Source organism: Pseudoxanthomonas sp. PXM02 (genome assembly GCF_014851805.1).
Classification (GTDB): Bacteria; Pseudomonadota; Gammaproteobacteria; order Xanthomonadales; family Xanthomonadaceae; genus Pseudoxanthomonas_A.
In genome coordinates, this window is sequence record NZ_JACVAK010000001.1 from 344,261 (window position 1) to 367,872 (window position 23,612).

The following is a 23,612-nucleotide window of genomic DNA, read 5'->3' on the forward strand; positions in this document are numbered from 1 at the left end:
CATGCAGGCGAAACTGCAGCGGCGCATCCAGCGCTACGGCTGGGACCTGGCCGCGAGCCACTACGAAACGCTGTGGGAAGCGGCCCTCGCCGACGCACACCGTCGCCTGCTCGATCTCGCCGCGCCTGCGCACGGCGAGTCGGTACTCGACGTGGCCTGCGGCACCGGCGTGATCGCCCTGGCCGCCGCCCGCCAGGTCGGACCCACCGGCCGCGTCCTCGGCGTGGACATCGCCGAACGCATGGTGGAACGCGCCACGCAGCGCGCCATGGATCTTGGCGTGGCCAACGTCACTTACGCGCGCATGGACGGCGAGCAACTGGACGCGCCGGCCGGCAGCTTCGACGTCGCGTACTGCGCGCTCGGCCTGATGTACATGCCGGATCCGGAGCAGGCCATGCGCGAGATCCACCGGCTGCTGAAACCCGGCGGCCGCGTGGCGATCGCGGTCTGGGGTCAGCGCGCCCGCTGCGGCTGGTCGCCGATCTTTCCGATCGTCGACGAGGAAGTGTCCAGCGAAGTGTGCCCGCTGTTCTTCCAACTCGGCCATGCGGGCATGCTGGACGACCTGTGCACGCGTACCGGCTTCACCGGTGTGCAGGAACAGCGTGTCGACGCCGTGCTCGACTACGCCAGTGGTGAAGACGCCTGCGATGCCGCGTTCGTCGGCGGTCCGGTGGCGATGGCGTGGTCGCGCTTCGACGTGCCCACACGACGCCGCGTGCAGGCACGCTATCTGCGCGCCATCGCACCGTGGCGCATCGGTTCGGGCTACCGCATGCCGGGCGAATTTGTGGTGGCGGCGGCACGCAAGCCGGCCTGAGTGTGGCACCCGGGCCGGACCTGCGTCGCACTCGTGCAATGGTGCGATGCAGCTTTCCCTTTTGGCCAATGCCCCGCCGGAAAGTGCTGTGGCCCACTGCCGCCACTTCACACCGGAGGTGCCGTCGATGTCGATCGCTGCCCTGCTGTCGTGTCTTTCCCTGCGTCACCGTCCCTATCGCCTGGGCGTACTGCTCGCCCTCTCCTGCCTGTTCGCCAGCGGCTCCGCGCTGGCGCTGACCGAGGTCACCGGCTTCGGCAGCAATCCCGGCAATCTGCGCATGCACAAATATGTGCCGGCCGGACTGCCGACGAATGCGCCGCTGGTGGTCGCCCTTCACGGCTGCGCGCAGTCGGCTTCCAGCTACGACGCAGAAACCGGCTGGGAACTGCTGGCCAACCGCTTCAGCTTCGCACTGCTGCTGCCGGAGCAGCAGACCGGCAACAACAGCAGCCGCTGCTTCAACTGGTTCGAGACCGCCGACACCGCGCGCGGCCAGGGCGAGCCGCTGTCGATCAAACAGATGGTCGACCGCATGGTCGCCGACCACGGCATCGATCCGGCCCGCGTCTATGTCACGGGCCTGTCGGCCGGCGGCGCGATGACCTCGGTGATGCTGGCGACGTATCCGGATGTCTTCGCCGGCGGCGCCATCGTCGCAGGCCTTCCCTACCGCTGCGCCACCACGCAGACCGCCGCCTTCAGCTGCATGAATCCCGGCAGCGACCTGATGCCCGCGCAATGGGGCGCGAAAGTCCGCGCCGCCAGCGGCTGGACCGGGCCGTGGCCGATCGTCTCAATCTGGCACGGCGATGCCGACTACACCGTGCGTCCGGCCAATCTCACCGAAAGCCTTGAGCAGTGGGCCGACGTGCACGGCATCGATACGGTGGCCGACGTCAGCGAGACCGTCAGCGGCTATCCGCACAAGGTCTACAAGAACGCCAGCGGCGTAGCCAAAGTGGAGACCTACGTCATCACCGGCATGGGTCACGGCACGCCGGTCGATCCGGGCACGGGCGAAACCCAATGCGGTACCGCGGGCGCGTACATCCTGGACGTGAACATCTGCTCCAGCTACTACATCGCCCGCTTTTTCGGCCTGGACAACTTGGATGGCGTGCCACCCACCGCAACGCTGACCGCGCCCGCCAACGGCGCCACCGTCAGCGGCACCGTCACGCTGTCGGCGAACGCCAGCGATGACATCGCCGTGGCGCGCGTGGATTTCCTGCTGGACGGTGCGCTGCTCGGCAGCGACAGCAATGCGCCCTACTCGTTGGCATGGAACAGCGGCGGCGCCAGCAACGGCGCGCATGTGCTGCTGGCACGCGCGGTGGACCTGGCCGGCAACACCGGCACGTCCGCGCCGGTCAACGTCACTGTTACGGGCGGCACCAGCGGCGGCTCGCCGGTCACGGTCGTCTTCAACAACGAAGATGCGAACGATGGCTACGTGAAGGCCACCAGCACGGGCGGCAGTGCCGCCGTCGGCACGCTGGAGGCGTACTACGGACTGGCCATCGGCCGCGGCACCGACGGCAACTACAACCGTGCGGTGCTGTCGTTCGACACTGCGTCGCTACCGGACAACGCGGTGGTGACCTCGGCCACGCTGACCGTCGCCTATCGCAGCGCCAGCGGTGATCCGTGGAGCAGTCCAGCCGGCAACACGATGGTCGTGGACGTGCGCAACGGCTGCCTTGGCGCCTGCACCATCGAGGCCGCGGACTGGGCCGCAAGCACGACGACCACCGCCAGCGCGCAGGTACCGACCTTCACCGGCGGCAACCAGACGAGCACGGTATTCGACGCCGCAGGCCGTGCGGCAATCAACCGCAGCGGCCGCACCCAGCTGCGATTGCGCTTCAACGCCAACCAGACGGCGACGAACTACCTGTGGATCGACAAGGGCGCCACCGCGAAGCTGTCGGTGACCTACACGCTGCCGTAGCCGACGCGATCCTGCCGCCGCGTCACGGCGGCGGCAGGATCTTCCAGAACATGCCGGCGCCCAGCTTCACCGATTGCAGCGGCTTGCGCTGCGCGGCGGGCAGGTTGGCGCGGAACATCTCGCGGATGTCACCCATCACCTTGTCCGATTCCATGAAGTAGGAGTGCGCCAGCATGCTCTGGTCCACGCCGGACACGTCGATGGTGTCGACGCCGGTGACCAGCACCACGCCCTCGCTGGTGTCGCCGGCACGCGGACCGCGATTGACCTGCTTGGATGCCTTCAGCGCCATGTCCTCCGATGACGCATAGAGGGTGACCCGCCCACTCGCCGCGCTCATCGCCGGTGCCAGTTCGGTACGGAACACCTTTGCGTCGATGTCCGGCGCCGCGAGGATGATGCCGCGGAAGCGCCCGCGCAGGTCCGGACGCTTCACCACCAGGTTGCGGATGGCCTGGGTGAGCCCGCGCGTACCCATGCTGTGGCCGATGATGTACAGGTTCTGCGCACCGGAGCGGTCGGCCATGTCGGCAAGGAAGCCCTCGATCAGCGGCACCGAGCGCGCGATGGTCTGTTCGTCGGTGAAATACCCCGCCAGCGCGGCCTGCGACGGCCAGCTGTAGAACACCGGTGCGCCATCGAAGCGCAGGTCGTAGGCCAGCTGCGCGGTGCGTCGCGCGGCATCCCGGAAGCTGACGTTGTAGCCGTGCACGAACACGAAGGCGTTGCTGCCGCGTGATTCCTCCACGCGCCCGTGCAGCCTGGCGAAGAACGGCGCCTGCGCCAGCCGCGCGACGTCCTGCAGGATGACGTGCTGCCTGGGGTCTTCCTTGAACTCCAGCAGATACCAGCGTGGCGATTCCAGTTCACCCGCGACGTGGGATTTCGGAATGCTGATGCGCGCAGTGCCATAGCTCAGCGCGCGCGCCAGACCGGCGGTGAAACGCTCGCCCGGCGCCAAGGTGGCGAACGCCTCGGCCGGCATGCGATTGGTGGCGTAGAACACGTCCACGTTGACGAAATCGGCCTTCGGCACCGTCGGCGTCGCGGATGGCGCCGTCCCTGTCGGAGGGGGCGGCGGAGGCGGAGGCGGAGGCGGCGGAGGGGGTGGTGCCGGAACATCGTCCGGTGGAGGCGGTGGCAGTTCGTGGACCACGCGCTTCGAACAGCCGGCCAGCACCACGGCCACCAGGACCAGGCAGAGAATTCGCCGCATCGATCACCCCGTGAAAGGACGTCCAGGCCCCCCATCCCCGGGGATACCCGACGCAGCGATGGTATAGCAGCCTCCACGACCGGCGCGAGCGCGCCACCCCGCTCGCGCCGCGCCGGAACCCGACCGCTCCACGCAATGTGGCGGGTCGGTAGGCACGGGCGGCGCCGATAACTCCTTGAAACACGCGGTTCCGCAGGCGCCACTGCCCGCGGATGGCGGATGCGGGCTATCGTGTAGACCTGCGGATGGCCTTCGCGCCACGCTTACCCCCTTCCTGTCGAGCACCTCCCTCCATGCCAAAACCCAACTACTCGTTCGAGAAGCGCCAGCGCGAACTGGCCAAGAAGAAGAAAAAGGACGAAAAGGACGCCAAGAAGCGCGCCGAGCGCGATGCCGCCCGTCCCGATGCCGATCCTGACGCGGCGGAAGCCGATACCGCCGGGGCCGATACGGCGGAATGAGCGGGGACACCGTCCCCGCGCCCCAGGTCTGGGTGGATGCCGATGCCTGCCCGGCACCGGTGAAGGACATCCTGTTCCGCGCCGCCGAGCGCGCGCAGGTGGCGGTCACGCTGGTCGCCAACCAGTGGCTGCGCACACCGCCTTCGCGCTTCATCCGCTCACTGCAGGTACAGGGCGGCTACGACGTGGCCGACGACGCCATCGTCGAACGCGCCCGGACGGGCGATCTGGTGGTCACCCAGGACATTCCGCTGGCGGCCCGTGTGCTGGCCAACGGCGCACAGGCGATCAATCCGCGCGGCGACCGCTTCACGCCCGACAACATTGCCGAGCGCCTGTCGATGCGGAATTTCATGGACGAACTGCGGGGTGCCGGCGTGCAGACCGGCGGCCCGGCAGCCTTCAATGCGCGCGACCGCCAGGCCTTCGCCAACCAGCTCGATCGCTGGCTGGCCACGCGTCGCTGAGCCCGTCGTGCCCGATTTCGAACTCCGCGCCCCGCTCCACCTGCTGCTGCACGTCATCGTGCCGCTGGGGGTCGCGCGGCTGTTCTGGCCGAAGGACTGGAAGCGCGCCGCACTGTGGATGCTGGCCGCCTGGGTGATCGACCTGGACCACCTGCTCGCCGATCCGATCTACGCGCCGGGACGCTGCAGCATCGGCTTCCATCCACTCCACACGTGGCCGGCGATCGCGGTGTACGCCGGACTGACGCTGCCGAAGAAGACCCGCTGGTTCGGCATCGGCCTGCTGATCCACATCGTGCTGGATGGCATCGACTGCCTGCTGATGTAGCGCAGGCGCGAAAACTGACCCGGACGTTCAGTTCCGGCTGCTGGCTTCAGGTGCCCGCCGGGCCCAAGGCGTACCATGACGCCGCTGCACCTCTTGCGTCCCGTCCGACTTCCCACGTCGCCCGCTGCGCTTTCCTCCATGCGTCACGCCCTTGTCGGGCTGCACGCCGCACCGGGAGCGCCCATGCCAGGCCATCCGTTCCACCTCGCCCTCCGTATCGACACCGATTGCATCGCGCGTGGCGGTCCCGGTTCACACGCATGAATGCCGTCGTTGCACCCAAGGCGCCGCTCTGCGAGCGCTGCGATGCGGTCTGCTGCCGGCTGACGGTGGTGCTGCAGCGCGAAGACCGCGTGCCCTCGCACCTCACCACGCACACCGATGCCGGCCTGCACGTGATGGCGCGTGACGAGGAAGGCTGGTGCGTGGCCATCGACAGCGCCCGCATGTGCTGCTCGATCTACGAAACACGGCCGGAGATCTGCCGTCGCTTCGTCATGTCCGGCGCCTATTGCCGCGACGTGCGCGCCGATTACCTCGACCGCACGGCCCGCGGCATTCCGCTGACGCTTTACTGAGGCGGAGCGGTCAGGGCTCCCGCCTCAGTCGCCGCATCAAGCCTGATCCGCTAAGTCCCGGAACCCGTCGTTGCATCAACCGCCCTGGAACACCGGCTCCAGCATCCGGAACGTTCCCGCATCCGCGTCCATCTCCACCTTGCCGCCCACCGGCACGATGAACTGCTGGCGGATGTGGCCGATCATCGCGCCGCGATAGGCCGGGATCTTCAGCGGCTTGAAGTAGTCGTCGAAGATCTCCGGCAGCGTCAGCGAACCGTAGCCACCGCCGGGATCGCACTCAGTGCACTCGCCGAAGATCACGCCCTTCACCTTGTCCAGCGCGCCCATCAGCCGCAGCGTGCTGAGCATGCGGTCGATGCGGTAGGGCGCTTCGGACACGTCTTCAAGGAAGAGGATCTTGCCGCTGAAGTCCGGCAGGTAGGGCGAGCCGGCCAGCGCGGTGAGCACGGTCAGGTTGCCGCCCACCAGGTCGCCCTGCGCCTTGCCACCGGTGATGGTGACGGTGCGGTTCTTGCGCTGCACCATCTCATCGCCCTTGTCGGTGCTGTTCGCGTACTGCATCTGTTCGCGCTGGAAGAACACGCGACGGAACTGGTCGGCATTGAACGTGTTCCAGCTGCCGATGCCGATGGGGCCATGGAAGCTGACCAATCCCGCCTGCGACAGCAATGCATTGTGCAGCGCCGTGATGTCGGAATAGCCCAGCAGGATCTTCGGATTGCGGCGGATCGCGGCGTAGTCGAGCAACGGCAACAGGCGCGCGGCGCCGGACCCGCCCCGCGCGCAGATGATCGCCCTGACCTCGCGGTCGGCGAACATCGCATTGAGGTCCCCTGCCCGCTCGGCGTCGGTGCCGGCCAGATGGCCGCGACGCGACGCGAGATGCGGCGCCACCTTCACCTTAAGGCCCAGTGCTTCCATCGCTTCCTGCGCGAGTTGCAGGTCGAGCGGCTCATCGGTGGCCGCGGAGGGACTGACCAACGCAACCGTATCGCCGGGCTTCAGCGCGGGGGGCAGCAGGCGCCTGGGGGACGTGGCCGCCGATGCGGTGGAACCGACCGCGAACGGCACGGTGGACGCCGCAGCCATCAGGGCCGCACTGCCGAGAAAATGTCGCCTGTTCATGCCACCTCGATCTGACATCGCATGGATGGGAGCTTCATCCTAACCGCTGCGGGCATGGCGGACACCTGTGGCCGTGCGCGATGGCCGTGTCCTTCCGTCACCGTCTTTGTCGTAGACCTGTGATATTCAACCGGCGACCCGCAGGGAGCGACACGATGGCAAGGATCCAGCGACCGTTCTATCCCATCATCTACGTCCGCGGTTATGCGATGACCAAGGACGAAGTCATCCAGACCACCTCCACGCCCTACATGGGCTTCGAGGCCGGCTCCACCAAGATCCGCCAGGCCCAGGACGGACGCATCACGAAGTTCGTGTTCGAGTCGCCGCTGGTGCGGCTGATGAAGGACTACGACTACCGCGACACCTACGCGGCCGGCGCCGAGAACGCCGGCAAGCTGTCGCCGCGCAGCATCGTCATCCATCGCTACTACGACGCCGCCGATCCTGCGTTCGGCGACGGCAAGGCGCTGTCGATCCCCGATGCCGCCCGGGCGCTGGCCGAGCGCATCGTGGAACTGCGCGAGCGCATCTGCGGCAACAACGAAGCCGATCGCAAGGCGTTCCGCGTCCACCTGGTCGCGCATTCGATGGGCGGCCTGATCTGCCGTTGCCTGCTGCAGAACCCCGAGATCGCCACCGCCGAGGTACGTGCACTGGTGGACAAGGTGTTCACCTACGCCACGCCCCACAACGGCATCGAGATGGGCGGCATCAACGTGCCCAGCCTGCTGTCGATCAACGACATGAACAACTTCAACCGCGGCGTGATGGCCAAGTACCTGAAGGTACCCAAGGACAAGGCCAACACGCTGGGCGACTCGGGCTTTCCGCCAGAGCGCTTCTTCAGCCTGGTCGGCACCAACAGCCGCGACTACGCGGTGGCACACGGCCTGTCGTCGCTGGCGGTCGGGCAGATGAGCGACGGTCTGGTACGGATCGAGAACGCCTACGTGGCCGGCAGTCCGCGCGCCTTCGTCAACCGCAGCCACAGCGGCTTCTTCGGCATCGTCAATTCCGAAGAGGGCTACCAGAACCTGGTGCGCTTCCTGTTCGGCGACCTCAGCGCCACCGGCCGGCTGGACATCACGGCGTTGCCGTTCCCGCCGGAGATCGAACAGGCGCGCAAGCGCGGCAAGAAGATCGCTTCCTCGTACTACATCGAGACCACGGTGGCGCCGCGCGGCGCCTATACCTACCAGCTGACCTCGCGTACGCAGGCGCACGAAAGCGCGGTGCGGCGCGAATATGCGGAACTGTTCGGCCCGGATGGCACCCTGATCCGCAACGCGCGCTCGCCCACGCTGTTTTCGGTCTATCTGGACAGTTCGAAGATCACCGCCGGCAGCGAGGTGTCGTTCTCGATCGACCTGGCGGTCTCCACCGCCGGCTACGAAGTGGACGGCGCGTTGTTCCTGAAGCAGCACATCCCCGGCGAATACCTGTTCCGCGACACCCTGGTGCTGTTCGCCAAGCGCAACGACGACGGCACCTGGGCGCTGCGCTACGTCTGGGCGGATGAGCACTGGGCCACCGGGCCGAAGGATGCCGCCGAGCTGACCCGTATCGGCAAGAAGGCCGTCGGCACGAAGCAGCCGTCTCCATCGGTGTACACGGTACCGGTCGCGTCCAGCAAGGGATTCCAGGCCGAACTGAACATCGCGCTCGCCCCCTGGGTGTGAGTCCTGTGGTCGCGTACCGCGTGCGGGGGACGCACCAGAGACCCCTGACATGAAGCGAGGTCGATCAGCGCGCTATGCTCTGCCCATCCCTCCATCACCTCAATGCCCGACATGGATGTCCGATCACTCTTCCTGCTCGCGCTTCTTCTTCCTACTGCCTGCGACGCCAAGCAGACCGGTTCAGAACAGCCCTCCCTTGCAGAGATCGCAGCAACGATCGACTCCGGCCAGGGTGACAGTGTCGAAGCCCTGCTGCTGAGGCTGAACCGGGAAGATCCGCGCAATGCCGAAGTCATGGCGCAGCTCGCAAGGATCGACTACCTGCGCGCCGTCGAAGGCTTGGCTCAGGTCAACGGTATGCCACCCATGGGCTGGGATCCAGACTTGATGGCGAGCGCCGAACGTTGGGCGCAACAATCCACCGAAGCGGATCCTCGACATGCGATTGCTTGGGTCGTCTACGCCCAGATCAGGCACGCGCAGTTCCGGACGGAGGAGGCCTTAGCGATGCTCGATCGGGCCGAGCTGCTGGACCCGTCCAACAGGAAACTTCGCCTGCGCAAGGGTGCCGTCTTCCGGGTACTCGCGAACGAGCGCGGCGATCCCGCGTTGCTTCGCAGTGCGCTGACCGAGTACCGGAAAGTGATCGTTGGTGACATCGATACCGGAGAGGAGCGGTTGGCGGCCTCCGAGCTTGCCGAGATCCATGGTGCGCTGGGCGAGCACGAAGTGGGCATCGACTATCTGTCGCGAGCGTTGCTCAGCTCGCAGGGCTCAGAGCGCGCCTTCCTGCTGGACCGTCGTGCCAAGCTTCATCTTGAGAAGGGACAGGTGGATGCCGCTGTCGAAGACAGTCGTACCGCACTTGAGCAAACGAACTTCGGTGTCGGGCGCGCCACATTGACCCAGGGGCTGCTCGTAAAGGCTGGCCTCGCAATGCGCGATGGTGGGCCGGAGCAGGCAGCCCCCTTTGTAGCCGACATGTTGCGGACAGGGGAGTCCCCTGGAGCGCAGCTGAGATTGCTCGCTTCGATGCCCGCCACGTTCCCCGCACTTTACGGCGTTCTCGTGCCGGACCTGATCGATCAGGGTGGCCGCGATGCGGTCGCAAAGGTGGTGGGCGAGGCTGCAGCGTTCATCGCTCCAGACGATCTGCGACGTCTTCAGTCATCGGGCGTCAATCTCAACTACCTCGATCCCCGCAACGGCACGCTCCTGCAGCGTGCCATTGCGGCAGACAACGTGGCAGCGGTACGTGCGCTCTTGGAGATGGGTGTGGACACACGCGTCGCGCATCCCAGCGGCCGCAGCCTGCTGGAAACCACGCTGGTGGGGACCGGATCTGCGCGCAAGGAGATCCGGACCCTGGTCCTCGCCAAGGTCGGCAAGCCGCACGACTGGAACGAGCCGGCCGTGGACCTGCCGAAGAAAGGCCAGTGGTACCGGACCACCCGCGCCATCGGCCAGGACGATGGCATCCGGCGCGTACTGTCGGCCAACCAGACCGTTCTCGGAGGCGACGCATGCTTCTTCGAAGACCGGCCCGACCTGTGCCTTACCTTCTACAGCGCACCGGGCAAGTACCTCGCCACGGTGGCCATTCCGATGTCGCAGTTGGATGACCTGAATGCGCTCGAGGAAGTCGCAGCTCCTGCGGTTCCGGAGCCGGGGCGCTCGACCGAATAGCGCAGTCCCGAAGCCAACGTGGGCAACTCCTCCCTCTGAGCAGGTGGTGTCGATTCCGCAGGCACCCGTTCGTCGCAGTGGAAAGGCGGCCGTTCCGGACTGCCGGGAAACCCGACATGAGCAGACTTATCGTGGCCGTCATGGTCAGCCTCGACGGCGTCATCCAGGCGCCGGGCGGACCTGAAGAAGACACCAGTGGAGGCTTCGCTCACGGCGGCTGGGTCTGGCCCTTCGCAGGCGAGGACGAGGCGATGGACGGCCTGTTCGCACAGCCGTTCTCGCTGCTGCTGGGTCGGCGCACCTACGACATCTTCGCCGGCTACTGGCCGCAGGTGTCGAGCGACGCGCCGCACGGCGGCATTGCCGATGCCTTCAACGGGACAACCAAGTACGTTGCCACCCATCATCCCGACACGCTGGCCTGGCAGCACAGCCATGCGCTCGGCGCCGACATCGTCTCCGCCGTGCGCGCGCTCAAGCGCCGCGAGGGACCCGACCTGGTCACGCAGGGCAGCAGCGACCTGCTGCACCAGTTGCTGGCCAGCGACGTGGTGGATGAACTCCGCCTGCTGACGTATCCGGTCCTGCTGGGACGCGGCAAGCGTCTGTTCGACGACACCACACAGGCCGCGTCGTTCCGGCTGGCCTCGTCACGCACCACGTCGACCGGCGTGGTGGTCAACCGCTACCTGCGCGACGGCGACGTGCGCACCGGCTCGTTCGCCGACGACTGAGCTGCGGCCGGCTTCACCCGGCTTTCCCCGCGGGGCGGGAAGATCGCCCCACCTCCCGTCCACGCAATCCCCTGTGGAGAACACCATGACCCCGAAGAACACCCTCTGCCTCTGGTACAACAACGATGCCGAAGAGGCCGCGAACTTCTACGCCAAGACCTTTCCCGACAGCGAAGTGAAAGCCGTGCACCGCGCGCCCGGCGACTACCCGTCAGGCAAGGAAGGCGACGTGCTGACGGTGGAGTTCACCGTCTACGGCATCCCGTGCATCGGCCTCAATGGCGGTGACGCGTTCAAGCACAGCGAGGCGTTCTCGTTCCAGATCGCCACCGACGACCAGGAAGAAACCGACCGGCTGTGGAATGCCATCGTCGGCAACGGCGGTCGCGAGAGCGAGTGCGGCTGGTGCAAGGACAAGTGGGGCCTGAACTGGCAGATCACCCCGCGCGTGCTGACCGATGCCTTCACGAATCCCGACCGCGCCGTCGCCCAGCGCGCCTTCGCGGCGATGATGACGATGCAGAAGATCGACATCGCGAAGATCGAGGCCGCGGTGCGCGGCTGATCTCCGCGACCGTCAGTGCGGTGCCGATTGCAAGGCGATATCCGCGTCATCGGCATCGGCCTCGACCGCCTGCGTGCGGCACGCCGCACGGTATGCCGTCGGCGTGCAGTCCATCGCCGCCTTGAACGCGCGGTTGAACGGACCCAACGAGGCGAAGCCGGCATCGCCGCTGATGTCGAGGATGCTGGCCTCGCCATCCGGGTTCGCCAGCCGGCGGCAGGCGTAGGCGATGCGGTGGCGATTGATCAGCTGGTTGAAGTTCTTCTCGCCCAGCGCCTGCGTGACCAGCCGGCTCAGCCGGTGCTCCGGCACCCGCAGCCGTTCGGCCAGATCCAGCACCTTCAGTTCCGGCTCGCGGTAGACCTGCAGCACCTCCAGCTGATGCTGCAGCGCGGCTGCCAGGCGCGTGTCTTCAAGGGTCAGCGCAGGGCGCGTCCGCGGCGTCGGCGATTCCGCATCAGGCGTGCAGGCTTCCTCCGGCACAGCGACCGGCGCGGGCGGTGCCAGCGGCATGCGACGACGGTGACGCAGCGCCACATGGGTGAACAGCACGATGGCGATGACGCAGGCGGCGATCACGCCGGCACGTGCCCCGGCAATGGCCGGCAGTGCCCCGACCAGCGTCGCCGACAGCACGCAGCTGGCGAACGTGGCCATGAAGCCCGCGCGCAGACGGCGCTCGGATCGTGGCAGCGACGACGACCAGCCGCGCACCGCCTCCAGGAAACTCAGTACCAACAGCGTGGAACTGGCCAGCGTCAGCAGGCTGTCCAGCGCCGACGCCCAGGGCGAGGCATCGCCCCGGGCACCCAGGCTGGCGATGCGATATGCCGCGATCAGCAAGGCGACCCCGGCCGCGATCCCCACGTGGAGCCGGCTTACGCCGCCGTCGCCACGGAACAGCGCCCGCGACACCAGCCAGAACCCGTTGCAGGTCGCGCTGCCGCCGATGGCGACGGCCCAGAGCATCCAGGTGGGGGCGCCATGCATCCACGGCGACATCAACGACAGCGCCATCGAGCCGCTGACCACGGCGAACAGCACCTCGGCATCGCGCTTGGGTCGCTGCCACAGCAGCACCAGCAAGGAAATCGTCGCCACCGCCACCGCGGTTCCCGTCGCCATGGCCTGCCACCCGTGCATCGCGTCGCCCTCCCGTGTCTGCGAACAGCGTCGGCGACGGCACGGCCACGGGGCAAGCGCCATCGGTCATGTCCGGCCCGCGCATGAACGCCGATTTCCCATCGCCGATATGGCTGGCCGAATCGCAAATCGGCAGGACAGCCATTCCAGCGCTCGCCATCGTGCCGGGCAACCACCCCTGGAGATGCCCCATGAAGACACTGCTTCGCCTGCCCTCCCCGCCCCGCGTGCTGTCCGCCGGCGCCACCCTCTGGTTTGTGACCGCCACCCTCGGGCAATGGGCGTTCGTCGCCTTCATTGCGCTGTTCTTCGGCGGTGCCGTCGCCACCGGCGACTTCGCCGGACTCAACGCCAAGCCGCATGTCACCGGCTACGTGCCCGACGACCTGGTCGGCAACACGCAGTTCCTCGGCCATGCCCTGCTTGGCGGACTGGTGACCCTCGCCGGCACGTGGCAACTGATACCCGCGCTGCGTCGCCGCTGGCCCGCCGTCCACCGCTGGAACGGCCGCCTGTTCCTCGCCGTCGCGCTGATGGTGACGTTCACCGGCTTCTGGCTGGTGTGGGCACGGGGTTCACGACTCGGCATCGGCAGCGACGTCTCGATCACCCTCAATGGCCTGCTGATCGTCGCCTGCGCCGTGCTGGCCTGGCGCAGCGCCGGACGCCGGGACTTCGCCGCCCACCGTCGCCATGCCCTGCGTGCCTGGCTGCTGGTCAACGGCGTGTGGTTCCTGCGCATCGGCATCATGCTGGCCGGCCTGGTGCTGACCCCGCTGGGCATCACGATCGACTACCAGGGCGCGACCTTCATCCTGGTCAGCTTCGCCAGCTGGCTGCTGCCGCTGGTCGTGCTGGAGCTGTACTTCCGCGCCGAACGCGCGCGCCCTGTCTGGGCGAAGATCGCCATGGGCAGCGTGCTGGGCCTGCTCGCGCTGCTGACGCTGGCCGGCAGCCTGGCGGCCGCGGCCTTCATGTGGTGGCCGGTGCTATGAAACGGCGTGGCCGCCCGGCGGCGACAGCCGCAGGGTGAAACGGTTCTGCGGCGCGGTGTTGCGCTGGTCCAGCACGGGGGAATAGTCCTGCACGTGGACCGTGGTGCGGTCGGGCTGGAACTCCAGCAGGCGCAGCCAGCCGTCGCCGCCATTCGCACGCATCTGGAAGTTCACCAGCATCTGGTGCACGTCGCGGCCACCGGGCGTCTGCGAGGTCAGGCGCGCCAGGCCATCGCCGAGCACGTGGCCATTGAAGGTCAGGATGACGTTCTCGTGGCGGCTCACCAGGTCGCGCCACAGGACCTCGCCGTCGGCCACGTCGCCGCCGGTGGCCTTGGCCATCGGGTAGCTGCGCGGGTTCCAGGGCTGCGCGTCGCCCTTCGTCGCCCAGTCGTAGCGGGTGCCGTCGTCATACAGGTAGGCATGGGTGACCAGGATGACCTCCCAGTCCGGATGCCGCCGCAGCACGTCGTTGGCCCAGCGCACCACGTCGGCGCGCGGCCCGAACTCCAGTGCCAGCACCAGCAGCTTGCGCCCCTTCACCGACAACAGGTGGAAGCTGTTCTCGATGCGGTCCGGTTCGCGGTCATAGGTGCCGCCCAGCGTCGCCTGCCGCGCGAAGTGCGCGACCGGGAAGTAGTCGTTGATCAAGGTGCTGCGGTCGGTGCAGCGTCCGCGTTCGCTGTAGTCGTGGTTGCCGGGCACCACCACGTACGGCACCTGGCCGTGCAGCACCGCCATCGCGTCGGCGGCGTGCTGCCAGTGTTCGGGCGTGTTGTGGTCGGTCAGGTCGCCCAGCTGCAGCACACCGACGATGTTGCGCGCCGCCCGCTGCGCCGCGATCCACCGCGTCTGCGCCAGGAAGTGCTGGGGAAACGAGCGCGTGTAGTACTGGGTGTCCGGCAACACCACCAGGGTGAACGCACCCTCCGCGGGAACGGGCGGCTCGCCGTCCTCGAGCACCGCGTCGGTGTACGGAAGCACGGGATCGTCCGCCCGGGCCGGCGAGGCCAGCATGGCGGACGGCAGCAGCACGGAGGCCGTGCCGGCTTTCAACAGGTCACGTCGGGACATCGTCATTCGGGCGCCTTCGCGTCGACGGGCACGGGAGGCGGAACCACGGCCCTCAATCGGCCGCCCTTCCCGCCGTTATCAAGGTTACTGATAGCATGCCCCGACACCGGTTGGGGGGACCGATGCCCGTGAGCCCGCATGATCCTTGACGCACGCCGCGCCTGCGCGACGCTGGCCGTCGTGCTGTGCGCGCTCCTCCTGTTCCCCGCGCAGGCACTGGAACCGCAGCGGGCCATCGGTCAGTTCCCCCACGTCTGGTACGAGAACGAACTGCCGCAAGGCACCGTGCTGTCCATCGCCCAGCAGGCCGACGGTGCGATCTGGCTGGCGACCTACGGCGGCCTGGCACGGCACAGCGGCGACGGCTTCGAGACCATCGATCCGCGCGTCGCCCCGGCGCTGAAGAGCTCGGCCATCACCGCCGTCGCCGCCGACCGCAACGGCGGGCTATGGGTCGGCACCCTCAATGGCGGTCTGTACCGGCGGCAGGGCCGCACGCTCGAACCGGTCGCCCTGCCGGACGGCATCGAAAGCGTGTTCGGCATCGTCAACGACACGTCCGGCAGCCTGTGGCTGACCACCAACGCCGGCGTGGTGCGGATGACGGACAGACAGCCCCGCCTGCTGGGCGATGCCGACGGCTTCCCGCCGCGCGGTTTCTACCGGGCCATCGTCGCCGACCGCGCCGGCGGCGTCTGGATCGCCGCCGACGGCGTGGGCGTCGTCCACTGGCAGGACGGCAAAGCGCAGCTCTACGACGAGCACGACGGCCTGCCCAGCAACGCGGTGTACAGCCTCGCCGTCGATGCCACGGACACGGCCTGGGTCGGCACCCAGTCCGGCCCGGCGTTCTTCCGCGATGGCCGCTTCCAGCGCGAACCGCGCGCGGCGGCGATCGACGGACGCCGCATCTACAGCCTGTACGGCGACCGCGACGGCAGTGTCTGGTTCGCGCCGCTGGACATGGGCCTGTGCCGCCTGACCTCCGGCCACTTCAGCTGCGACAACACGCTGGCCGGCCTGCAGGGCGAGACCGTGCGGTCGATGTTCGAAGACCGCGAAGGCAACCTGTGGATCGGCACCACCTCCAGCGGTCTGCACCGGCTCAGCCAGTCCAAGCTGGTCACGGTGACCGGACAGATGGTCTCCAATGCCGTGCGCGCGGTGCACCAGGTGCCCGGCGGCGCGCTGTGGGTGGGGACCGATGGCGCCGGCCTGTCGCGCTACGACGGCACCGTGCTGCAACCGGCCGTGGACTACAACCGCCAGCTGCCCAGCCAGCTGGTGCGCGCCATCCTCTCCGACAAGCAGGGCCAGCTGTGGGTTGCCGGCACTGAAGGCGTCACCCGCTTCGACGCCAGCGGCAAGGCCCGCAACTTCGGCCTGGCCGAAGGCCTGCCGGGCACGATCGTGTTCGCGTTCGCACCGGCCCGCCAGGGCGGCATGTGGACCGGCACGCTGCAGGGCGTGGCCCGCATCGACGGCACGAAGGTCGAGGTGCTGGAAGGCACCCGCGGCGACGATACCCGCGCGCTCTACGAGGACGCCGATGGCCGCCTGTGGATCGGCCTGCGTAGCGGCCTGCGCTGCCTGACCCGCGGCAAGGTGGATACCTGCGGCACCGACGGCCTGCCCGGCACCAGCGTGTTCGCCTTCCATCCCGCCGCCGACGGCAGCCTGTGGCTGGGCACCAGCGTCGGCATCGTGCGCGTCCGCGGTGGCCAGGTCACCCGCTACTTCGAACGCGCCGGTTTCCACGGCGATGCCGTGTTCGCGCTGCTGGACGACGGCCGCGGCCATCTCTGGTTCAGTTCGAACCGCGGCATCGGCCGCCTCGCGAAAACCGACTTCGCCGCACTTGACCGTGGTGAGGTGCAGCAACTCGCACCGCACTGGTACGGCACCAGCGACGGCATGCTCAACGCACAGGGCAACGGCGCCTCGCAGACGCCGGCGGATCGCAGCGACGATGGCCGTCTGTGGTTCGGCACCGCCAAGGGCGTGGTCATCGTCGATCCGGATCGCATGCAGGGCAATCCGCAACCGCCGCCGGTCTCGATCGAGCGCCTGCTGGTGGATGGCGTGGACGTCGATCCGCAAACTGCAGGCAAGCTCGGTCCGGGCGTAGAGCGGCTGGAACTGCACTTCGCCGCGATGAGCTACGTGGCGCCATCGGCGGTGCGCTACCGCTACCGCCTGGAAGGCTTCGACCGCGGCTGGAGCGAGGCCGGCACCGGGCGCGCCGCCTACTACACCAACCTGCCGCCCGGCGATTACGTGTTCCGGGTGATGGCCAGCAACAACGACGGCGTGTGGAACGAACAGGGCGCGCAGTTGCGCTTCACCCTGCTGCCGCGCTGGCACCAGACCTGGTGGCTGCGCACGCTGGTGGCGCTGGCGGCACTGGGCCTGCTGGTCGCGGTCGTGCGCTACCGCCTGCGCTCGGCACGCGAACGCGAACGCGCACTGACCTACGAAGTTGCCCAGCGCACCGACGCCCTGCGCGAAGCCAATGCGCGGCTGGAGCACCTGGCGGCCAGCGACGCACTCACCGGCATCGCCAACCGCCGCGAGTTCACCCGCCGCCTGCAACTGGCGTGGGACGACCACGCCGGCCGCGACGCACCGCTCGCCGTGCTGCTGATCGACGTGGACGAATTCAAGGCCTACAACGACAGCTACGGCCATATGGGCGGCGACACCGCGCTGGCGACGCTCGCCACACGCCTGGCCGACAGCCTGCGCAGCGGCGAGGATCTGGTGGCGCGCTACGGCGGCGAAGAATTCGCTGTGCTGCTGCCGGACTGCGACGCCGACACCGCGCTTGCGCTCGCACAGCAACTGGTCGCCGACGTACATCAACTCGCCCTGCCACATCGTGCATCGAGCGTGGCGGACGTCGTTACCATCAGCATCGGCGCCGCCAGCCAACGTCCCGCGCACGGCGGCAATCCGGATGCACTGCTGCACGCCGCCGATGCCGCGCTCTACTGCGCCAAGGCGGACGGCCGGAACCGCGCGCTACCGGCGAAGTGAGCGACGCGCGAGCACCGCCGTAGGGCGGGCTCAAGCCCGCCATCGCGGACGGCCCGACATCGTGGTACTACGCCGGGGAACCCCACGACGGATGCAGCAACATGGCGGGCTTGAGCCCGCCCTACGCCAAGACCGCGACGCACAGGTCTGGCGACACTGCGGATCCGCCGTCACTCGCCCGTCCACTCCCACGAATAGACACCGCGGGCCGCCCATCGCCGGAAGGATGAGTACGGCCAGTCGCAGGCGCGCGACACATGTCCGTGCTTTACCGGATTCAGATGAACGTAGTCGACATGGCGGCGCAGGTCCTCTTCGTCGCGGATCACATGCTCCCAATAACGACGTTGCCACAGGCCGCGCTCGCGCCGGGAAATACGTTTCCGCGAGCAGGGTTCCTGCTTCGGCAAGCGACGGCTGACGTGTGACTTGATCTGAGCCCAGCGGTTCGCATTGTCGGCATCGCCTTCCGGCAGTCGCCAGACACAATGTAGGTGGTCGGGCAGAACGACGATCGCCAGCAGATCGAACGGCCGGGCGCGCCGAGTCTCCCGGAACGCCTCACGCAGTAGCCCGATCTGCTCGACCAGCAGTCGGCGGCGCCGATCCAGCAGGTTGACAGTGAAGAAGTAGGTGCCACCCGGCACCCGTGTGCGACGATAGTTGGGCATGCGCGCAACGTGGTGCGATACCGGATGCATGACCATCATCCGATGCCACCGCGCCTGGTCGGGGAATCCCGCGACACACGCTCTACGTAGGGCGGGCTCAAGCCCGCCATCGCGGACGGTCCGACATCGTGGTACTCCGCCGGGGAACCCTACGACGGATGCATCAACATGGCGGGCTTGAGCCCGCCCTACGTCACAGCCCCAGCTGCGCGATCAACGCGCGACGCACCACCGCTGTCCGCAACGCGTGTCGCGTCACGTTGATGTCCTCCGCTGGATAACGTTTTTGCAACGCCTCCAGGCCTCCGCCACCCATGACCTCTGCGCCATGGCGGTAACGAAGCGCTATGTATACTCGGTCACACTCGGCGGGTGCCCCTACCCGCCTACGAATCACGGAGTGATGTCATGGGTCTTGTACAGGCGGTGGTGGGTGCGGTCGGTGGCGTGCTGGGCGACCAGTGGAAGGATTTCTACACGGTGCCGGCAGGCCTGCCGTCGACGGCGGCGCTGTTCGCCGCGGTGCCCCAGGGCACCAATGCCGGTCGCGGTTCCAACACCAGCGGCTCGACCAACATCATCACCAACGGCTCGAAGATCGTCGTGCCCGAAGGCTACGGCCTGTTGCTGATGCAGGACGGCGCGATCACCGCGTTCGTCGCCGAGCCGGGCGGTTACGAATGGCGCTCGGACGACATCAACTCCAAGTCGATCTTCGCCGGCGACGGCATCGTCTCGACCTTCATCACCCAGAGCTGGGAACGCTTCAAGTTCGGCGGCCAGCCGGGCTCGCAGCAAGCGGCGTTCTTCGTCTCGCTGAAGGAACTGCCCGACAACCGCTTCGGCACGCAGTCCGAGATCTACTGGGACGACGGCTTCCTCAACACCCAGGTCGGCGCGGTCACGCGCGGCTCGTACACGCTGAAGATCGTCGACCCCATCCTGTTCGTGAAGAACTTCGTGCCCGCGGCGTACCTGCAGCCGGGCAAGGTGTTCGACTTCACCGACATGGACAACGCCGCCGCCACCCAGCTGTTCAACGAAGTGGTGGGCTCGCTGGCGCCCGCCTTCAGCCTGTACACGAACGATCCGTCCAAGGGCAACCGCATCACCAAGCTGCAGCAGGATTCGCTGGGCTTCGCGCAGAGCCTGTCGGCGGCCGTCGAGCAGGGTTACCAGTGGAGCTCCGACCGCGGCCTGGCCATCGTCAAGACCGCCATCGTCTCCATCGAGTACGACGCCAACACGCGTGAACTGCTGAAGACCGTGCAGCGCGCCGATGCGCTGTCCGGCGCACGCGGCAATTCCAACCTGCAGGCCAGCGTGGCGCAGGGCATTCAGTCCGCCGGCGAGAACGGCGGCGCGGCCGGCCTGATGGGCGTGGGCATGGCCACCGGCATGATGGGCGTGGGCAACCTGCAGCAGCCGGCCGCCCCTGCGGCTCCGGCGGCAGAAGATCCGGTCGCCAAGCTGAAGAAGGCCAAGGAGATGCTCGACCTGGGCCTCATCACGCAGTCCGACTACGACGCGCTGAAGGCCAAGGCACTGGGCCTGTAAGCGGAAGCACGCATGTCCACCCCGAACCGTCCGGCGCCACCGCCGTTGCCGCCGGTTCCTCCTGTGTCGGGCCCCGGCTCGCCGCAGGAGGTGCCGCCGTTGCCCGGGAGTTTCCCGGTCGACCCGTCCACGCTGCCCGAGTCGATCCGCGCCGAGATCGAAGCGCCCGATCCGGTCGCCATCGACACCGCGTCCGCTGAACTGAAGGACGGCCAGAACCGCTGCCCGAAGTGCGGCGCCACCGACATCCGCCACAAGCTGGGCAGCGACGTGCTGGTCTGCCTGTACTGCCGCAACGAATGGGTGGGCGCGCGGGTCGAGGAGGAATTCGGCCTCGGCGAAGGGCTCGACCAGCTCCGCGGCACCATCATCGCCAGCGGCGCGCGCGACATCGAGGCCGACGTCGCCGCCCTGCGCACGTTCAAGTGCACCGGCTGCGGCGCCGAGGTCACGGTGAACACCGAGAACGCCATGACGGCGCGCTGCCACTGGTGCCGCCACGTATTCGGCGTCAACGAGCAGATCCCCAATGGCGCGGTGCCCGACGCGGTGCTGCCGTTCCACATCAAGAAGGACGATGCGGTCGCGCGCATCCGCCAGTTCGTCGACAAGCGGCGGATGTTCGCGCTGAAGGAGTTCAAGGAGCAGTTCACGCCCGAGAACGTCGTCGGCGTCTACCTGCCCTACATGATCGTCGACGGCAACGCGAGCGCCAGCGTGGCCGGCAAGGGCGAGATCCTGACGCGCACCTACACGCGCGGCACCGACAAGAACAAGAAGACCTACTACGACGCCGACATCTACCGGGTCGAGCGCGCGGTGGACTTCACCGTCGACGACCTGCCGCTGGAATCCTCGCGCGAACGCGGCAACCTCGACACGAACGCCAACACGCAGAACATCATCAACACCATCCTGCCGTTCGACACCAAGAATGCGGTGAAGTGGAACGCCTCCTACCTGTCCGGCTTCACCTCGGAAAAGCGCGACACCGACGTCGAACAGCTGCGCCCGCGACTGGAGGACCAGCTGCTGTCCATCGCACGCGCGCAGGTGGAAGGCTCCGTCCGCCGCTACGACCGCGGCGTGCGCTGGGAACAGGAAAGCCTGGACGTGCATGGCACGCGCTGGGTGTCGATGTACCTGCCGGTGTGGCTGTACTCGTACCACCAGCCCGGCAAGAACGGCGGCATGCTGCATTACATCGCGGTCAACGGCCGTACCGGCGAAACCATGGGCAGCGTGCCCGTGCAGCACTGGAAACTGCTGCTCGCCGCGCTGACCGTCGGCACCATCCTCGAGGGCGTCGCCCTCGCCATCATCTGGGCAGGCGCATGAGCGACGACAACGGCCTATGGTTGCTGGCCCTCGGGCCCGCGGGTGCCAGCGCGCTGTACTGGGCGCTGTACCGCTACTACCGCAACACCGACAAGTCGCACGCGTTCGAGCGCGAAACCGACGTGGTCGCCAAGCCGATCACCGGCGACGACCGCAAGGTCGACACCGTCACCGGCACCCAGCGTACCCGCATCGACGGCGACAACGTCCGCGCGTACCGCCAGCGCGTACAGCGGGTCAAGCGCGACCCCTCGTAGGGCGCCCATATCCCTTCTCCCCGTACAACGGGGAGAAGGTGCCGAAGGCGGATGAGGGGCGCTTTGCCGTCCACGCCCGGGATCCGCGGCCCCGCCCCACGCTACCGCCCACGCAACGTAATGCATGTACCGGACGCCGGTACCTGCACGCGGCGCCGGCTTCGGGCACACTGCGCGCCCGTCGCGTGCTCCGGCCGCGCACCCGTTCACGCAAGGAATCCGTGAAGACCCCTGCCAGCCTGCTGATGCTGATCGACGAAGGCGTGATCGACGAAGTGCTCCGCCCACTCAAGAGCGGCAAGGAAGCCTCCGTCTACGTCGTGCGTTCGGGCGATGACGTCCGCTGCGCGAAGGTCTACAAGGACATGGCGCAGCGCAGCTTCCAGAAGCGCGCGCAGTACCAGGAAGGCCGCAAGTCGCGCGGCAGCCGCGAGGCGCGCGCCGTTGCCAGTGGCAGCCGCTACGGCCGCAAGCAGCAGGAAGCCGAGTGGAAGAACGCCGAGGTCGACGCGCTGTACCAGCTGCGTGCGGCCGGCGTACGCGTACCCGAACCCTACGGCTTCTTCCACGGCGTGCTGGTGATGGAACTGGTCACCGATGCCGAGGGTTTCTCCGCACCACGCCTGGGCGAAGTGGAACTGACGCCGGAGCAGGCCCGCGGCTATCACGCCGTGCTGGTGCGCCAGGTCGTGCGGATGCTGTGCTGCGGCCTGATCCACGGCGACCTGTCGGCGTACAACGTGCTGGTCGGTCCCGACGGCCCTGTGGTGATCGACTTCCCGCAGGTGGTCAGCGCCGGCGGCAACAACGCCGCGCGCACCATGCTGCTGCGCGACGTCAACAACCTCACCGCCACGCTGGGCCGCTGGGCGCCGGAACTGCTCGACACCTGGTACGGCGAAGAGATGTGGGCGCTGTTCGAAGCCGGCACGCTGCTGCCCGATACCGTGCTGACCGGGCAGTTCACCGTCGACGAACGCAGCGTCGATCTCGATGGCGTGCGTGATGCGATCAACGATGCCCGCGAACTGGCGCTGATTCGCCAGCAGGGGCGCGAGGCGCAGGACGAAGACTGAGGCGTCAAGCCTGGCCGGCGCCCACCGCATCCGCCAGCCGCGGATACACCGGCTGGAAACCGAGGTCTTCGCGGATGCGCCGACCATCCATCACGGCGGAGAATGCCTTCGCGCGCTCGGCATCGCTGCCATCGGGCGGCGCTTCGCCGACCGAGGCGAACAGCGTCGCCAGGTCCGGGGCTTCGTCGTCCACCACGTTGTAGATGCGATGCGCGGGCGACGCCGCTTCGAGCAGACGGATCACCGCCTGCGCCACGTCGGCATGATGGCCGAGCGACATGCGCTGCGTCGGCGGAAACGTACGCATGAACGGCACCACGTCCGCGATATGCGGATCGCCATCGCCATAGACGAACGGCAGGCGCAGGATGCGCACGTCCAGGCCATCGATGGCCAGCAGCATCTTTTCTGCCGCCACCTTGCTTTGTGGATAGGCGTCGATCGGCGCGCAGTCATCGTCTTCGTGCGACAAGGCACCGCCGTTCGGCCCATACACCAGCCCGGTGCTGGTGAACACGAAGCGCCCCACGCCCGCGTCGCGCGCGGCCTGCGCCAAATGCTGCGTGCCCAGGTTGTTCACCGCGTGCGCTTCTTCCGGCGTGGCGCCACGGAAGAACGCCGCGCAATGCACCACCGCATCCACGCCCTGCACCGCCGCGGGCAGTGAGGCCGGCTGCATCAGGTCGCCGGTCACCAGGGTGATGCCGTGATCCGACAGGTCATTGGCACGGGCGGCATCGCGCACCAGGGCACGCACGGCGTGTCCCTGCTGCACCAGCCGCTTCGCGAGTCTGCTTCCCACTTTTCCGGTCGCGCCGGTGATCAGTATGTTCATGCGGGCCA

The 23,612-nt window shown here is 67.8% G+C and carries 22 protein-coding genes; 16 read left to right on the forward strand and 6 right to left on the reverse strand.

The features are described 5' to 3' along the window. Window position 1 precedes the first annotated feature (1 nt). Window positions 2-823 (forward strand): class I SAM-dependent methyltransferase, encoded by an 822-nt coding sequence (locus IB225_RS01515; RefSeq protein ID WP_192309097.1) that lies wholly within the window; start codon window positions 2-4, stop codon window positions 821-823. Between the two features lie 127 nt (window positions 824-950). After that, a complete protein-coding gene (locus tag IB225_RS01520; protein WP_192309099.1) occupies window positions 951-2,777 on the forward strand; it encodes a PHB depolymerase family esterase in 1,827 nt (608 codons plus the stop codon). 22 nt (window positions 2,778-2,799) lie between these two features. Here IB225_RS01520 and IB225_RS01525 read toward each other — a convergent pair whose 3' ends face one another. Beyond that, window positions 2,800-3,813 carry an alpha/beta hydrolase gene (locus IB225_RS01525; RefSeq protein WP_192309101.1) on the reverse strand — a complete coding sequence of 338 codons (1,014 nt, stop codon included), beginning with the start codon at window positions 3,811-3,813 and terminating at the stop codon, window positions 2,800-2,802. Window positions 3,814-4,286: 473 nt separating this feature from the next. Here IB225_RS01525 and IB225_RS01530 point away from each other — a divergent pair, with 473 nt between their 5' ends. The 4 genes from IB225_RS01530 to IB225_RS01545 all read left to right on the forward strand — a co-directional run bounded on the left by IB225_RS01530 (window position 4,287) and on the right by IB225_RS01545 (window position 5,827). After that, the gene (locus IB225_RS01530; protein ID WP_192309103.1) at window positions 4,287-4,454 is read left to right on the forward strand and encodes a hypothetical protein; all 168 of its coding nucleotides are present in this window, start codon (window positions 4,287-4,289) and stop codon (window positions 4,452-4,454) included. Continuing rightward, window positions 4,451-4,921, forward strand: coding sequence for a YaiI/YqxD family protein (locus IB225_RS01535; RefSeq protein WP_192309105.1), 471 nt, complete (start codon window positions 4,451-4,453; stop codon window positions 4,919-4,921). The genes IB225_RS01530 and IB225_RS01535 overlap by 4 nt, the downstream gene beginning before the upstream one ends. Window positions 4,922-4,928: 7 nt before the next feature. Next, a complete protein-coding gene (locus IB225_RS01540; RefSeq protein ID WP_192309107.1) occupies window positions 4,929-5,249 on the forward strand; it encodes a DUF6122 family protein in 321 nt (106 codons plus the stop codon). A gap of 260 nt (window positions 5,250-5,509) precedes the next feature. Next, a complete protein-coding gene (locus IB225_RS01545) occupies window positions 5,510-5,827 on the forward strand; it encodes a YkgJ family cysteine cluster protein (protein WP_192309109.1) in 318 nt (105 codons plus the stop codon). Between the two features lie 75 nt (window positions 5,828-5,902). On the opposite strand, the gene IB225_RS01550 is transcribed toward IB225_RS01545, so the two are convergent. Next, the gene (locus IB225_RS01550) at window positions 5,903-6,955 is read right to left on the reverse strand and encodes an LD-carboxypeptidase (RefSeq protein ID WP_192309111.1); all 1,053 of its coding nucleotides are present in this window, start codon (window positions 6,953-6,955) and stop codon (window positions 5,903-5,905) included. A gap of 155 nt (window positions 6,956-7,110) precedes the next feature. On the opposite strand from IB225_RS01550, the gene IB225_RS01555 reads away from it, so the two are divergent. From IB225_RS01555 to IB225_RS01570, 4 genes are all read left to right on the forward strand, one after another. Then, complete coding sequence (locus IB225_RS01555; protein ID WP_192309113.1) at window positions 7,111-8,637, forward strand: hypothetical protein; 1,527 nt, start codon at window positions 7,111-7,113, stop codon at window positions 8,635-8,637. Between the two features lie 102 nt (window positions 8,638-8,739). Beyond that, complete coding sequence (locus tag IB225_RS01560) at window positions 8,740-10,323, forward strand: tetratricopeptide repeat protein (protein WP_192309115.1); 1,584 nt, start codon at window positions 8,740-8,742, stop codon at window positions 10,321-10,323. A 116-nt stretch (window positions 10,324-10,439) separates the two neighbouring features. Continuing rightward, window positions 10,440-11,057 carry a dihydrofolate reductase family protein gene (locus IB225_RS01565; protein WP_192309117.1) on the forward strand — a complete coding sequence of 206 codons (618 nt, stop codon included), beginning with the start codon at window positions 10,440-10,442 and terminating at the stop codon, window positions 11,055-11,057. Window positions 11,058-11,142: 85 nt separating this feature from the next. Continuing rightward, on the forward strand, window positions 11,143-11,622 hold the full coding sequence (locus IB225_RS01570; RefSeq protein ID WP_192309119.1) for a VOC family protein: 480 nt from the start codon (window positions 11,143-11,145) through the stop codon (window positions 11,620-11,622). Between the two features lie 12 nt (window positions 11,623-11,634). On the opposite strand, the gene IB225_RS01575 is transcribed toward IB225_RS01570, so the two are convergent. Next, complete coding sequence (locus tag IB225_RS01575) at window positions 11,635-12,747, reverse strand: helix-turn-helix domain-containing protein (RefSeq protein ID WP_192309121.1); 1,113 nt, start codon at window positions 12,745-12,747, stop codon at window positions 11,635-11,637. A 209-nt stretch (window positions 12,748-12,956) separates the two neighbouring features. Here IB225_RS01575 and IB225_RS01580 point away from each other — a divergent pair, with 209 nt between their 5' ends. Next, window positions 12,957-13,760, forward strand: a complete 804-nt coding sequence (locus IB225_RS01580) for a DUF2306 domain-containing protein (RefSeq protein WP_192309123.1) — start codon at window positions 12,957-12,959, stop codon at window positions 13,758-13,760. Here IB225_RS01580 and IB225_RS01585 read toward each other — a convergent pair. Then, the gene (locus tag IB225_RS01585) at window positions 13,755-14,834 is read right to left on the reverse strand and encodes a metallophosphoesterase (RefSeq protein WP_225583178.1); all 1,080 of its coding nucleotides are present in this window, start codon (window positions 14,832-14,834) and stop codon (window positions 13,755-13,757) included. The genes IB225_RS01580 and IB225_RS01585 overlap by 6 nt on opposite strands. 138 nt (window positions 14,835-14,972) lie before the next feature. Between IB225_RS01585 and IB225_RS01590 the strand changes: the two genes are divergently transcribed. Continuing rightward, on the forward strand, window positions 14,973-17,870 hold the full coding sequence (locus tag IB225_RS01590) for a two-component regulator propeller domain-containing protein (protein WP_192309133.1): 2,898 nt from the start codon (window positions 14,973-14,975) through the stop codon (window positions 17,868-17,870). Window positions 17,871-18,040: 170 nt separating this feature from the next. Here the strand turns inward: IB225_RS01590 and IB225_RS01595 are convergent, their stop codons facing one another. Then, window positions 18,041-18,541 carry a transposase gene (locus tag IB225_RS01595; RefSeq protein ID WP_192309136.1) on the reverse strand — a complete coding sequence of 167 codons (501 nt, stop codon included), beginning with the start codon at window positions 18,539-18,541 and terminating at the stop codon, window positions 18,041-18,043. 408 nt (window positions 18,542-18,949) lie between these two features. On the opposite strand from IB225_RS01595, the gene IB225_RS01600 reads away from it, so the two are divergent. The 4 genes from IB225_RS01600 to IB225_RS01615 all read left to right on the forward strand — a co-directional run bounded on the left by IB225_RS01600 (window position 18,950) and on the right by IB225_RS01615 (window position 22,769). Then, window positions 18,950-20,098, forward strand: a complete 1,149-nt coding sequence (locus IB225_RS01600) for an SPFH domain-containing protein (RefSeq protein WP_192309138.1) — start codon at window positions 18,950-18,952, stop codon at window positions 20,096-20,098. Window positions 20,099-20,110: 12 nt separating this feature from the next. Continuing rightward, complete coding sequence (locus tag IB225_RS01605; protein WP_192309139.1) at window positions 20,111-21,436, forward strand: TFIIB-type zinc ribbon-containing protein; 1,326 nt, start codon at window positions 20,111-20,113, stop codon at window positions 21,434-21,436. Beyond that, entirely contained in the window at window positions 21,433-21,693 is a 261-nt protein-coding gene (locus IB225_RS01610; RefSeq protein WP_192309141.1) for a hypothetical protein, read from the forward strand. Before IB225_RS01605 ends, IB225_RS01610 begins: the two co-directional genes overlap by 4 nt. A gap of 221 nt (window positions 21,694-21,914) precedes the next feature. Then, the gene (locus IB225_RS01615) at window positions 21,915-22,769 is read left to right on the forward strand and encodes a PA4780 family RIO1-like protein kinase (protein WP_192309143.1); all 855 of its coding nucleotides are present in this window, start codon (window positions 21,915-21,917) and stop codon (window positions 22,767-22,769) included. A 4-nt stretch (window positions 22,770-22,773) separates the two neighbouring features. On the opposite strand, the gene IB225_RS01620 is transcribed toward IB225_RS01615, so the two are convergent. Further along, window positions 22,774-23,604, reverse strand: a complete 831-nt coding sequence (locus IB225_RS01620) for an NAD-dependent epimerase/dehydratase family protein (protein WP_192309146.1) — start codon at window positions 23,602-23,604, stop codon at window positions 22,774-22,776. Window positions 23,605-23,612 lie beyond the last annotated feature (8 nt).